This is a genomic window from Bacillus sp. HY001, from assembly GCF_007558965.1.
Taxonomy (GTDB): domain Bacteria; phylum Bacillota; class Bacilli; order Bacillales; family Bacillaceae_G; genus Bacillus_A; species Bacillus_A mobilis.
Genome location: NZ_VLTE01000039.1, coordinates 1 through 13,912, shown reverse-complemented (window position 1 = coordinate 13,912; position 13,912 = coordinate 1). Strand labels below are relative to the sequence as shown.

12 protein-coding genes and 2 other annotated features are annotated in these 13,912 nt (G+C 36.5%); of the genes, 2 read left to right on the top strand and 10 right to left on the bottom strand.

The window, feature by feature from the left end; translation table 11 throughout:
• Positions 1–16 precede the first annotated feature (16 nt).
• The 5 genes from ilvD to ilvE are packed head-to-tail and all read right to left on the bottom strand — an operon-like array spanning position 17 to position 5,623.
• Complete coding sequence (gene ilvD / locus FOT98_RS19270) at positions 17–1,690, bottom strand: dihydroxy-acid dehydratase (protein WP_063263766.1); 1,674 nt, start codon at positions 1,688–1,690, stop codon at positions 17–19.
• A 46-nt stretch (positions 1,691–1,736) separates the two neighbouring features.
• Positions 1,737–2,744 carry a ketol-acid reductoisomerase gene (gene ilvC / locus FOT98_RS19265; RefSeq protein WP_063263765.1) on the bottom strand — a complete coding sequence of 336 codons (1,008 nt, stop codon included), beginning with the start codon at positions 2,742–2,744 and terminating at the stop codon, positions 1,737–1,739.
• Positions 2,745–2,758: 14 nt separating this feature from the next.
• Positions 2,759–2,989 carry an ACT domain-containing protein gene (locus tag FOT98_RS19260; RefSeq protein ID WP_000019914.1) on the bottom strand — a complete coding sequence of 77 codons (231 nt, stop codon included), beginning with the start codon at positions 2,987–2,989 and terminating at the stop codon, positions 2,759–2,761.
• Positions 2,986–4,701, bottom strand: a complete 1,716-nt coding sequence (gene ilvB, locus FOT98_RS19255; RefSeq protein WP_063263764.1) for an acetolactate synthase large subunit — start codon at positions 4,699–4,701, stop codon at positions 2,986–2,988. Before ilvB ends, FOT98_RS19260 begins: the two co-directional genes overlap by 4 nt.
• Positions 4,702–4,723: 22 nt before the next feature.
• Positions 4,724–5,623, bottom strand: coding sequence for a branched-chain-amino-acid transaminase (ilvE, locus tag FOT98_RS19250; protein ID WP_063263763.1), 900 nt, complete (start codon positions 5,621–5,623; stop codon positions 4,724–4,726).
• A gap of 151 nt (positions 5,624–5,774) precedes the next feature.
• Positions 5,775–6,015, bottom strand: a binding site (T-box leader).
• Between the two features lie 66 nt (positions 6,016–6,081).
• Positions 6,082–6,327: a binding site (T-box leader), on the bottom strand.
• A 259-nt stretch (positions 6,328–6,586) separates the two neighbouring features.
• On the opposite strand from ilvE, the gene FOT98_RS19245 reads away from it, so the two are divergent.
• Positions 6,587–7,345 carry an SDR family oxidoreductase gene (locus FOT98_RS19245; protein WP_061676649.1) on the top strand — a complete coding sequence of 253 codons (759 nt, stop codon included), beginning with the start codon at positions 6,587–6,589 and terminating at the stop codon, positions 7,343–7,345.
• A 50-nt stretch (positions 7,346–7,395) separates the two neighbouring features.
• Here FOT98_RS19245 and FOT98_RS19240 read toward each other — a convergent pair whose 3' ends face one another.
• Genes FOT98_RS19240 through FOT98_RS19225 form a run of 4 tightly spaced genes read right to left on the bottom strand, consistent with a single transcriptional unit; the run spans position 7,396 to position 12,508 of the window.
• Positions 7,396–8,085 carry a response regulator transcription factor gene (locus FOT98_RS19240; protein WP_061676648.1) on the bottom strand — a complete coding sequence of 230 codons (690 nt, stop codon included), beginning with the start codon at positions 8,083–8,085 and terminating at the stop codon, positions 7,396–7,398.
• A gap of 15 nt (positions 8,086–8,100) precedes the next feature.
• The gene (locus tag FOT98_RS19235; protein WP_063263762.1) at positions 8,101–9,591 is read right to left on the bottom strand and encodes a sensor histidine kinase; all 1,491 of its coding nucleotides are present in this window, start codon (positions 9,589–9,591) and stop codon (positions 8,101–8,103) included.
• 27 nt (positions 9,592–9,618) lie between these two features.
• The gene (locus FOT98_RS19230) at positions 9,619–10,863 is read right to left on the bottom strand and encodes a copper resistance CopC/CopD family protein (protein WP_063263761.1); all 1,245 of its coding nucleotides are present in this window, start codon (positions 10,861–10,863) and stop codon (positions 9,619–9,621) included.
• 16 nt (positions 10,864–10,879) lie between these two features.
• The gene (locus FOT98_RS19225) at positions 10,880–12,508 is read right to left on the bottom strand and encodes a multicopper oxidase family protein (RefSeq protein WP_063263760.1); all 1,629 of its coding nucleotides are present in this window, start codon (positions 12,506–12,508) and stop codon (positions 10,880–10,882) included.
• Between the two features lie 247 nt (positions 12,509–12,755).
• On the opposite strand from FOT98_RS19225, the gene msrA reads away from it, so the two are divergent.
• Positions 12,756–13,292 (top strand): peptide-methionine (S)-S-oxide reductase MsrA, encoded by a 537-nt coding sequence (msrA, locus tag FOT98_RS19220; protein WP_061676644.1) that lies wholly within the window; start codon positions 12,756–12,758, stop codon positions 13,290–13,292.
• 163 nt (positions 13,293–13,455) lie between these two features.
• On the opposite strand, the gene FOT98_RS19215 is transcribed toward msrA, so the two are convergent.
• The gene (locus FOT98_RS19215) at positions 13,456–13,656 is read right to left on the bottom strand and encodes a hypothetical protein (protein ID WP_063263759.1); all 201 of its coding nucleotides are present in this window, start codon (positions 13,654–13,656) and stop codon (positions 13,456–13,458) included.
• Positions 13,657–13,912 lie beyond the last annotated feature (256 nt).

The following is a 13,912-nucleotide window of genomic DNA, read 5'->3' as shown; positions in this document are numbered from 1 at the left end:
TCTCTTTTAAATTGGCTCAATCGAAATTCGGGATTTTTAGGACTGCACCTGTATTCGCCGATGTTACCATTTGTGCATAACGCCCAAGCCAGCCAGTTTTCACTTTCGGTTCTGGTCGTTTCCATTCTTTTTTACGCTGATCTAATTCTTCATCACTAACTCTTACTTCTAACAATCTCTCCTCAACATCGATACAAACGATATCCCCTTGTTTAAGAAGTGCAATCGTTCCGCCTGCAGCTGCTTCTGGTGAAATATGCCCTACCGAAATACCACGTGAAGCACCCGAGAAACGTCCATCTGTTAATAGCGCAACATCTGCACCTAATCCCATACCAGCAATCGCTGACGTTGGTGCCAACATTTCCGGCATACCAGGGCCGCCTCTTGGTCCTTCATAGCGAATAACAACTACATCGCCTTTCTTAACTTTCCCAAGCATAATGCCCGCAAGCGCCTCATCTTGTGAATTAAAAATGACGCAAGGTCCTTCAAATCGTTTTACTTCGGTCGCTCCGCTTTTAATAACTGCACCATCTTTCGCAAGGTTTCCTTTTAATATACGTAATCCCCCTTCTTCACTATGAGGGTTTTCGAGAGAATGAATCACTTCCTTATCTTTAATCTCTGCATGAGCAATATTTTCTCTTAACGTTTGCCCAGTAGCAGTAATACGATCTAAATGAAGCACACCTTCTTTTCGGCTCATCTCTTTCAAAATGGCACTAATCCCGCCCGCTCGATCAATATCTTCCATATGCCAATTGGAAGCAGGGCTTACTTTACATAAATGTGGTACACGTCTTGAAACGGCATCAATACGGTTCATATCGTAATCTAATCCAGCCTCTTGCGCGAGCGCCAATGTGTGCAACACTGTATTTGTTGAACCGCCCATCGCCATATCAAGCGCGAACGCATCATCAATTGCTTCTTCCGTTACGATGTCTCTTGGTTTAATATCTTTTTCAATTAAAATCTTTAATTTCTCTGCTGCTTGTTTAATTAATTCTTCGCGTCTTGGATCGATGGCTAAAATACTTCCGTTACCAGGCAGAGCTAAACCTAACACTTCACATAAACAGTTCATAGAGTTCGCTGTAAACATACCGGAACAAGAACCACAAGATGGACAGCCATGATCTTCAATATCCTTTAATTCTTCTTCTGAAATTTTACCAGATTGATAAGCTCCTACCCCTTCGAAAACAGAACTTAAATCAACAACATCTCCTTTAGATGTTTTTCCAGCCGCCATCGGACCACCTGAAACAAATACAGTTGGAATGTTAATACGAAGTGCAGCCATCATCATACCAGGTGTGATTTTGTCACAGTTTGGAATACAAATCATGCCATCAAACCAATGTGCATTTACAACCGTTTCTACTGAATCTGCAATGATTTCACGACTCGGAAGCGAATAACGCATACCGATATGCCCCATCGCAATACCGTCATCTACTCCAATTGTATTAAATTCAAATGGAACCATACCTGCTGCACGCACTGCTTCTTTAACAAGTTTCCCAAACTCATTTAAGTGCTTATGACCTGGAATAATTTCAATAAAAGAATTACAGATAGCTATAAACGGTTTATCAAAATCTTCATCTTTCAAACCAGTTGCTTTTAATAAACTACGGTGCGGCGCTTTATCAAAACCTTTTTTAATCATGTCACTTCTCATCTTGTCAAATCCCCTCTTACGTATTTTTCACTTATAATCTCTTACTCTATTTCTTTACTAATTCTTTCGGTGCATGAATCCAGCTCATCATTTCACGAAGCTCTGCCCCTACTTTTTCTAACTGATGATTTTGCTCTGCTTTTTTCATTGCATTATATGTTGGACGCCCAGCTTGGTTTTCTAAAATCCATTTTTTCGCGAATTCACCTTGCTGAATTTCTGTAAGTACTCGTTTCATTTCTTTCTTCGTTTCATCTGTAACAATTCTCGATCCTGTTACATAATCTCCAAACTCTGCCGTATCTGAAATAGAATGGCGCATGTTCGTTAAACCACCTTCGTACATTAAATCAACAATTAACTTTAATTCATGTAAACATTCAAAGTATGCAATTTCAGGACGATATCCGCCTTCTGTTAATGTTTCAAAACCAGCTTTCACAAGTGCAGTTACCCCGCCGCAAAGCACTGCTTGTTCTCCGAATAAGTCGGTCTCCGTTTCTTCTTGGAATGTCGTTTCAATTACACCTGCACGTGTACAACCTACACCTTTTGCATACGCAAGCGCTACACGTAATGCCGTGCCCGTAGCATCTTGATGTACTGCGACTAATGCCGGAACACCATTTCCTTCTTGGAATATACGGCGAACGAGATGACCTGGACTTTTTGGTGCGACCATCGCTACATCTACGTAACTTGGCGGATTAATTTGTCCGAAGTGAATATTAAATCCATGTGAGAAAAGTAACATTTGCCCTTCACGGAGATTCTCTTCTACTTCTGCTTTATACACATGTGCTTGCTGTTCATCTGGCAATAACATTTGTACAACTTGCGCGGTTCGAACCGCTTCTGAAACAGACATTACTTCAAATCCATCTGCTTTTGCTACTTCAAAAGACTTACCATGGCGAACACCAACTACAACTTCCACACCAGAATCACGTAAATTTTGTGCCTGCGCATGACCTTGAGATCCATAACCAATTACCGCAACTATTTTCCCTTGTAATAACTCTAAATTTGCATCTTTCTCATAATACGTTTTCATATTCCATACACCCCTTATAATTTATTTACTTGCAGTACATCAATTAATTTTTTTAACTGACCAACAAGTAATGTCGCTTCATTTTCAGTACAAACTGCTGTGAGTTTCATTTCAGAAACGCCACTAGTATCTCTTTCGTTTAAATGTAAAGAAGAAATATAATAACCACGCCGAGCAAAAATTCCACTTATACGTAATAAGACGCTTGGCTCGTTATGAATAACGAGTGAAAAAGTATGACTCATTCTTCCCACCTCTTCATAATCATTTCGTTATTCCCTTTGTTTGGCGGAACCATCGGAAATACGTTTTCACCTTCTTCTACACAAAAATCAACTACGACAGGACCTTCATGAGCAATTGCTTCTAACATCACTTGTTTCGCCTCGGTTGAATTCGTCGCTCTTAATCCCTTCACTCCATAAGCTTCTGCCACTTTCACAAAATCTGGCGATCCGATTTTTGACTCTGATAAACGATTTTCATAAAACATTTCTTGCCATTGCCTTACCATCCCTAAAAATTTATTATTTATAATAAATACTTTTACAGGAATATTATTTTCAGCAATTGTTTGTAGTTCTTGAATGTTCATTTGAAAAGAAGCATCACCTGCAATACAAATGACGAGTTCTTCTTCTTTTGCAAGCTGAGCACCAATTGCTGCCGGGAAACCAAACCCCATCGTCCCTAGTCCGCCAGATGTTAGAAAAGTCCGTGGATTTTTCGCTTTATAAAAATGCGCAGCCCACATTTGATGCTGTCCGACTTCTGTCGTAACAATCGCTTCACCATTCGTTACTTCACTTACTAGGCTAATAACATGCTGTGGTTTTAACTCACTTTCTTTTTGATTGTAGGAAAGAGGGTATTCAGCTTTCCATTCCTCGATTTTCGTAATCCATTCTTTTGTTTGTGTACAAATTTGCATATGTAACAGCTTGTGTAACGCTTTTTTCACATCACCGACAACCGGATATTCCACAGTTACATTTTTATGAAACTCTGAAGAATCTATATCAATATGTACCTTTTTCGAATGCGGAGAAAAGAGTTCTAATTTTCCTGTTACACGATCATCAAAGCGAACACCTAAAGCAAGTAGTAGATCACATTCTGTTACTGCCATGTTTGCAGCATACGTTCCATGCATGCCGAGCATTCCTAAAAATAATGAATCTCCCGGCGGATATGCACCAAGTCCCATTAAAGTGGAAACGACAGGAATACGATTCTCCCTCGCAAATTTGATGAGTTCATCAGATCCACCCGAATGAATGACACCTCCTCCAATATAAAGAAGTGGGCGTTTAGCTTTTGAAATTTCTTTAGCCACCTCTCTAAGCTTTATACTGTCTGGCATAGGCTCTATTTTGTATCCTGGAATCTCAATTACTTCATTATAAAAACTTGTTACCTTTTCATTTTGAACATCTTTTGGAATATCAATTAATACTGGCCCTGGTCGCCCGCTTTCGGCGATGTAAAAAGCTTCTTGTACAATACGTGATAAATGATTCACATCACGAACTTGATAATTATGCTTCGTAACAGGTACTGTAATCCCGACAACATCTGCTTCTTGAAATCCATCTTTACCAATTAAGGGCTTTGCAACTTGCCCTGTAATGACAACTAAAGGAATCGAATCCATATAAGCATCCGCTAAGCCCGTAACTAAATTTGTCGCTCCTGGGCCAGAGGTAGCAAAGACTACCCCGACCTTTCCAGAAGCTCTCGCATATCCTTCTGCCGCATGAATGGCAGCTTGTTCATGACGAGTTAAAACGTGCTTCAAACCACTTCCGTATAACGCATCATACACTGGCAAAATCGCTCCGCCTGGATAACCGAAAACGGTAGTTACACCTAAATTCTTCAAGCATTGAATAACGTGTCCAGCTCCTGTCACTTCTTCACAATGCAATTTCTCACATGTTGTATACTGTTGCTCCATCTCAATTAACTCCTCTCCCTACCTACAGTAAGCTTTCCGCTAATCCTGGAACACGTACTCCTCTTTCTCTCGTTAACTTTTTAAATTCCTCTGTCAATTGTTTCGTTACACTTCCTGGCTTCCCATCTCCAATTTCTCTTGAATCAACTTTTACAACTGGAATTAATTCTGCTGCCGTTCCCGTTAAAAATACTTCATCTGCTACATATACGTCATGGCGAGTAAACGGTCTTTCCTCACACCGAATATTAAGTCGCTCACATAACTCAATCACACTATTTCTCGTAATACCTTCTAGCGCCCCTAAATAAGAAGGAGGTGTTAACACCTTTCCATCTTTCACAACGAAAACATTATCTCCAGATCCTTCACAAACATATCCTTGTTGATTTAACATAAGTGCTTCTAGCACTCCAGCTTGTGCCGCTTCAATTTTTACAAGTACGTTATTTAAATAGTTCATTGACTTAATTCGTGGGTCTAATGCATCTGGCGTATTACGTCTTGATGCAACAGATACAACGCTTAATCCATTATCGTAAAATTCCTGTGGGAATAACTTTAATTGTTCTGCAATGATAATAACGCTCGGTTTCACACAACTTCTCGGATCGAGCCCTAAGTCACCTTTTCCTCTTGAAACAATTAACCGAATGTAAGCATCCACATACTCATTTTTTTGCAATGTTTGCAAAACTGCTTCTTCCATTTCTTCAACCGTCAGCGGGATTGTAAGTAAAATAGATTTTGCCGATTCATATAATCGTTTTACATGTTCTTTTAAACAAAATACATTTCCACCGTAACTACGAATCCCTTCAAATACACCGTCTCCATATAAAAAACCGTGATCATATACTGAAACAACTGCCTTTTCTTTTTCTACAAATTCCCCATTCATATAAATGTACTGGTTTCCCATCTCACATCGCTCCTCTTTTTTTCTCTCTATTTTGCAACCTATTTTTATATCGATTGCTGAGATGAGTATTTTTAACAGAATATTCAGTATATATACCTTAAAAATATACTCGTCTCAACAATCAATTACATACATACTTGTAGCAATCCATTGCTGAGACGAGGGAATCGTGGTACCACTCAGCTTCCTTACACTTCTCACGAAATATAAGCTCTGCAAGTCCAATTAGACTTTTTGTTTTTCTATCGGAAACAACTCCGCTACTTTTTACTAGTTTTCAAAAGTAGTGCTCCGTGGTGATCTTCAATGATGAAATTGTTACTACCCTCACAGCTTCTAGGCAGCTCTCTGAAACAATTTTTATCATTTACTCTCCGCTTCTACGCATTCTCTTATTCTATTTTTAAAATAAAAACTCTCGCCTCAGCAATCAACTACTACAATTTAGTAGCTTTGATTGCTGAGGCGAGAGTTTCGCGGTACCACTCAGCTTCCTTATATTTCTCACGAAATATAAGCTTTGCAGGTCCAATTAGACCCCCGTCCTTTTACCGGAGACGATGCCGTCGCCCTCTACTCAGTTTCCCTTTCGCAAGCGATGCTCCGAGGTGATCTTCAATGATTCGATTGTTACTACTCTCACAGCCTAGGAGCAGCTCTCTGAAACGATCATAACCATCTACTTTCCTCTTCTTTGCATATACAACATATAAAGTTAGAAAATTCTTAATTCACTTTTATTTGTTAAACGTATTATAGGACGTTGTTCTTTTCATTGTCAACATGTTTTTCTAAAAAAAAATAAAATTCAATCAATTTAAAGGAAGTCTATTTATTTTTTCTCAAACAAAATCGGAATGAACTTCTTACACATACTCATATATTACTTAAGTATGTTCACATTACTACATAAAGAAAAACAACTTAATAACATATAAAATTTTATGAGGAGATGAGAAAACTATGTTAAAAGGAAAAGTGGCATTAGTTACAGGAGCAAGCCGAGGAATTGGACGTGCTATTGCAAAACGTTTAGCAAACGACGGTGCATTAGTTGCTATTCATTACGGAAATCGAAAAGAAGATGCTGAAGAAACTGTTTATGAAATTCAATCAAATGGCGGATCTGCTTTTTCTATCGGTGCAAACCTTGAATCTTTACATGGTGTAGAAACCCTTTATAGTTCTTTAGATAGCGAATTACAAAAAAGAACTGGTAGTACTAAATTTGATATTTTAATAAACAACGCTGGAATTGGTCCTGGTGCTTTTATTGAAGAAACGACTGAACAATTTTTTGATAGAATGGTTTCAGTTAATGCAAAAGCACCGTTCTTTATCATCCAACAAGCTTTATCTCGTTTACGTGACAATAGCCGAATTATTAATATTTCATCCGCTGCCACTCGTATTTCTTTACCTGATTTCGTTGCATATAGCATGACGAAAGGCGCTATTAATACAATGACTTTCACACTAGCAAAACAGCTCGGAGCACGAGGAATAACAGTGAATGCAATACTTCCTGGATTTATTAAAACAGATATGAATGCGGAACTCTTGAGCGACCCAATGATGAAACAGTACGCTACTACCATTTCCGCTTTTAATCGCTTAGGTGAAGTAGAAGATATTGCCGATACCGCGGCATTTCTCGCTTCTCCAGACAGCCGCTGGGTTACTGGACAATTAATTGATGTTAGCGGGGGATCTTGCTTGTAATTTCTTAATCTACTTACACAAAAAAAGGCCAGCACCTTTGCTGGCCTTTTTCACTGTGTAAAACGATAGCCTACTCCCCAAATTGTCTCGATATATGATTTATCGAATGGATCGAGTTCAATTTTGTGACGAATATTTTTCACATGTACAGCAACCGTTGCTGCATCACCAATTACATCCATCCCCCATACAGTTTCAAAAAGACGATCTTTACTAAATACTTGATTTGGATTTTCTGCCATACAAGTTAATAAATCAAATTCTTTTCCTGTTAACATGACCTCAGTTCCATTTACAAATACACGTCGGGCCGATTTATCAATAAACAATCCTCGAATACGAATTTCATCTTTTATTAGTTCTCGCTTTCCTGTTAAACGATCATAACGAGCTAGATGAGCATTTACACGTGCCACCATTTCACTCGGGCTAAACGGTTTTATAATATAATCATCTGCTCCAAAACCTAACCCTTTAATTTTATCGATTTCCTCTTGTTTTGCGGACACCATAAGTATTGGTATGTCCTTTTCCAATCGAACTTGTTTACAAATTTCATATCCATCTATTCCTGGTAACATTATATCTAAAATTAACAAGTCATAATCCTCCAGAAGAACTCTTTGTAAACCTTTTTCGCCAGAGTAATCAATATCTACTGTATACCCAGCAACCTCTAAATAATCCTTTTCTAACTCCGCTATAATAGCTTCATCTTCAATAATTAAAATCCTTTTCAAGATGCTCTCCTTTTTCTAATTGATTTTTTGTAATGTAAATGCCAGCGTCGTTCCTTTACCTTTTTTACTTTCTACCCAAATATCACCACCATGTTGTGTGATAATCTGATGTGCAATTGACAAACCAAGTCCGCTTCCACCTGTTTTAGAATTTCTAGAATGATCTGCACGATAGAACCTTTCAAATATATGAGGCAATGCCTTCTCTTCTATTCCTACCCCATTATCTTTTATGTAAATCGTTACATAATCAATTGATTCGGTCATGCGAATTCCTATATATCCTTCTTCTTTATCCATATACTTCACACTATTCCAAATGATATTTGTAATAACACGACGTAATTTTTCACGATCACCTTTTACCAAAATAGAAGTATCCTTTTGAGCATCCCATCTCACTGCAATTCCCTTATCCTGTAATTCAAGCTGTAGTTCTTCTATACAATCAGATAAGTATTGATTAATTTCAACCTCTTCAAATTGAAACGGTTCCTCTTTTAAATCAAGTTTTGAAAAGAGAAAAAGCTCGTCAATTAATTGATCCATATCAAACACTTTATGATAAATAATCGTTAAATATTTATCTAATTGTTCTGGAGTTCGAGCGATACCTTCTTTAATTCCTTGTACATAACCTTTAATAGCCGTTATTGGCGTCCGTAAATCATGAGAAATATTTGAAAGCAACTCTTTACGATTTTTTTCATATTGCATTTGCAACTCGACCGATTCCTTCAACCTGCCACGCATCTCTTCAAACGATAAACTTAATTCACCTATTTCATCTTTCGCAAGTGGCTTTACTTGAAAATCTAAATCACCCTTTTGAATTCTTTCCGTTGCCTGCTTTAATGAATGCAATGGTTTTATAATACTCCTTGATATAAAATATGTTAATATTCCATTCGTAATAATTAACCCAAGTATTAAAGAGAATACGAAATACGGGAAAAATTCTCTAATCATTTCTTCTAAAGGATTTACATACTCAAATACAAAAATACTAACCTTATCCTTCTCTTCATCGTAGTAATCAAATTGCTTATAGTAAAAAGAATTACCCTCTATTTTCACATCCATTCCTTTTCTTTGTCCTTCCGTTTCAAATGCGGGTAGGTATTTATCAAACGAAGAGATTTTAAAATATGGAGATAAATATGTAAGCTCATCATTTTTTCGAATTAGTAATCCTGCTTGATTATCGTTTAATTCTTTATCAGTTTCCTTTAAAAAATTTATATCTTCCAATTTTTCTGGAGCATACGATGAAAGAATTTTCAACCTACTAAAAATATCATCTTCATCTTCTTTTGTACGAATAGCATCCTCCTGCTCTTTATCAATGAGAGAATGACTATTTTGATTAAGACCAATGATTGCTTTTGCAATACGAATATCACCAAATAAAGTAACACTAATTAACATAACTGCTATACCGCAAAAAACGATTGGAATAATTACCATCGCAACATACGACAACAGCAATCTAATACGGATTGACATTACAGAACTCCTATGAACATTATATTTTTAGCTTATTATAGAATTCAGTGGAAACGAAACTTGACTCATCCAAATACCAGCTAATAATACGAGTATAGCTAGAACAATTTCTAAGAGCAATAAACGGCGATTAACTGTTCCAATATCTTTACCCCATGTTTTCGTTTGTCTCCATGCTACAATTGTAATTATACATACAGTAAGAATCTTTATATTTAAAAGGTTCGTCCATATTGAATTAAAATTAAAAAGTACCCAATTCCTCGTCTGTAAAAACACAATTAATTCCCCAGAAAGAAATGCTAGAATAAATGAAGTACCAGCAATAATACTAAAATGTTTACGAAAACGCTTTTGATCAAATGTAATTTTGTATAATGTTGTCCACGCTATAACAAGAGCTAAATAAATAAGTGCTCCTAGCCACACTGCAATACTCATAACGTGGATCATTCTAATTATAACTGCTGCCCAATTTGGATTCGTAATCCATACATGGCCTGTGAAAGAAAAACTCGCAACAAGAAATCCCCAAATTAGCGCATACCATTCGTTCCCCATATGTTGCAAAGACATAAAAACTAATAATAGCAGTTGAATCATAATAATAACTGAAAATGGCGAATGAATAAGTAAACTCCCCTTCGGCATAATTGACTTATATACTATTAATTCGGCTATTAATCCTACTACAAGTATAAAGAAGAAAATCTTTTTCATATTCTTCATTCTTTGCAATATGGAAGGTAATCTATAACGTTTTACAAACATATCGAGCCACTTTACTCCTGCTCCAATTAAAATCATTCCCTCTACAATATAGCGTAGTGTTACTATCATAACATCTGAAAATACTGAGCCATTCCCACTCACATTTCCCTCTACCACTGCATTAGTTTGTACGTCTTCTCCAATTGAAAAGGGATAGCCTCCTTCACTCGGATGTCCGTCTGCAGATATCATAGACCACCTTACTGTGTATGTACCATTATTTAAGTTTGGTATCTTCACTTTTATTTTTGTTGGGTTATCTAATATTTCAACCTTTGATACTTGCACTCTCTTTGCACTTGGATCTAGCAGTTCAATATTGACTACATTTCCTGTAACTGGTTCACTAAATTCAAGAATAATCTGTTCCGGTTGTACTGTAAGAACCTCACCCTCTTTAGGGGTGATTCCTATAACACCTGTATGAGCAAATACACTACTATGAGAAAATAAAAATATACTTACACTTGTTAAAATAAATACTATCATTCTATAAAGCATGAAAACCTCCGTATTATTATTCTGGATGATTACCTGAGTGATCTCCGGTAGAAAATGGAGTAGTTACCCCCTCATAATTCATCATCGTATGCATTCCTTTTTCCGCATGAACGAGATGATGACAATGAACCATCCATAGTCCACTATTATTTGCCTCTAAAGCAATTTCATATTCTTCTCCCGGAAAAACATTAACTGTATCTAAGTAAATCGGACTTCCCTCCATTGGTTTACCATTTTTAGAAATAACCTGGAATGTATGTCCATGCAAATGCATTGGATGAATTTCTTCCCCCTTATTTTTAAAGCGAATCTTAACTTTATCTCCTTTCTCTACTTTAATGGGTGGAATATCAGGTGATGTCTTTCCATTAATCGTATACACCCATTTTTCTTGTCCATTTACATCTTTCACACCTTCTGCCAAATCCATATCATAGACCTTTGTAAACTTTGAATCTATCGTAAACTTGCCAACTTCTTTTTCTCCATATTTCGTAAAGTCAAACCATGGATAACTCTTTATATCAATAGGTTTTTTCGGCAAAGAACCGTTCCCAATAGTCGCCGTTAACATTCTATTCATTTTCTTAGATGGATCCACATTAATAAGTTTTACACTCGTTGTTTCCGGCATTTTAAAAACAAGGTCATAACGTTGTGCAGCTCCCATCGGAAGAATTGCTTTATCTAGCTCGTCCCCAGCTTTTATATCACGACCATCTAATGCGATAATTTGAAATGGCGCCCCAACTAATGTCATTAAATGCGTATTATTCCCAGCATTAATTATGCGAAGGCGTACTGTTTCACCTGGTTTTGCATCCAATCGTAGCCCCTCACTCGTATCATTTAATGTAAATACATCGTAATCATCTCCATCAGATAAATCTTTAAGTTGATCATTACTTGGCATCATTAACGGTCCTTCTAAATTTTGCGCCTTTTCATTTCGAATATGGTTGCTAGGATAGCTATCCCAATCTTTATCTTGTTCGCTATTATGATTACGGGCTTTTATATCTCCTGTTTTCCATTCATGAATTGCCACTGTATAATCCTTTTCATATTTTACAGCTGGTTTATTCGGTTCAATCACAATAGTTCCAAATAGTCCCCGCTCCGTTTGTATCGCACTTTTTTGATGTGAATGATACCAATATGTCCCTACCTGATCAGCATTAAATGCATATGTATATATTTCCCCTGGTTTTATAGCATTTTGCGTAACACCTGGAACACCATCTACCGCCGCCGGGACATCTAATCCGTGCCAATGGATTGTAACTGGTTCTGGCAATTCATTTTTCAAATTTACAACAATACGTTCACCTTGTTTAACTCGAATTTGAGTACCCGGTGATGTTCCATCAAATGTCCACGCATCTACCTTTTTCCCATTTCCCAAATCTATGCTTGCTACTTTCGCCGTAATATTAAAAGTTTTTGCAACCCTTTTTTTGGCATCTGACTCAGCAATAGATGTAATTGATTCTGAAGTAGATGTTGCATCTGTTAACTTCTTTTTTTCATTTGTACCTGGGTAATTATTTATTAAAAAATATCCAAAAATAACTAACCCTAATAGTAAGCATGCCGCAATCAATATATTTCTTAAATCGCTTTGTATAAATTCTTTTTTCATATTAGTCTCTCTTTCATTTTTTGTTGTAAACTATTAATTTTCATACGTGGATTCATTGCCTATCACCTCACATATTCACTTCGATTTACATCATAACACTCAGAAAAAAAGAAACTTTGAAGGAATTTTAAAGACTTTATAAAGAAATATATTTCAATTTTTCTTTACTTCTAAATCTTTTTTATTGCGCAATAAAAAAGATTGTATAATACTATATAAAACATATATATTTAGGAGGATTACAACAATGTCCGAAAAAACATACGAACTCGCAACCTTTGCAGGCGGTTGCTTTTGGTGCATGGTAAAGCCATTTGATGAACTACCTGGTATTCATAAAGTACTTTCTGGCTATGCAGGTGGTCATGTAGAAAACCCAACATATGAACAAGTAAAAGCCGGTACATCTGGTCATTTAGAAGTTGTACAAATCACATTCGACCCTTCTATTTTTCCATATGCAAAATTACTAGATTTATATTGGCCACAAATCGATCCAACTGATGATGGCGGACAATTCTTTGACCGTGGTCCATCTTATCGCACTGCTATTTTTTATCATAATGAAACGCAAAAAGAGCTTGCTGAAAAATCAAAACAAGCTCTTGCAGAAAGCGGTATGTTTAAAGACCCAATCGTAACTGAAATCCGCTCGGCTGCACCTTTTTATGAGGCTGAAGAATACCATCAACATTTCTATAAAAAGAACCCAGAGAAATATGCTACTGAGCAAAAAGAATCTGGCCGTGAAGACTTTATAAAAGAAAATTGGCAAAAAAAATAATAAAAATGCATCGTACTTTTTAAGTATGATGCATTTTTATCTTTGAAAAAAGTACCATACAATGATGAGAACAACCGCTGTTAATGTCCAAAGTATGATTTCATTTTTCACTCTACTCTTTTTCTTATTCATTTCTTCTCCTCCTAATAGCAATACAACATATTCAAGATTTCCTCTGTTTAATTGTCCACCTTATATACGTGAATACATCTTTACAAATTTTTATAACAAGACCACCGATGATTCCGATTGCAATTGAAATTACTAACATCTGCCCAAAACTAAAAGTTTTTGTATATGTTATGTAGAAAACAATACACACAAGTAAAATATATGGTAAAGAAAATAGAAGCTTTTTAAACAATCCTTCACCTCTCCTATGCTTTATTTATAACTTATATCGTCTACTATAGCTTTAAAAAATTCCATTTAGACACTCATTTTATGGAAAAAAATAAGAACCTCTTTTAAAAAGGGATTCTTATCTACATATCCTATTCCATAATTACTCCTAAAATGAATACTCCCCCACTTAGCAAAGCTTGAAGTGGGGGTTTCTAACGTTTCGACCTAACGGACGATTAACGTCAGGGGAGTTAACACATTAGCGAGCTGTTTCA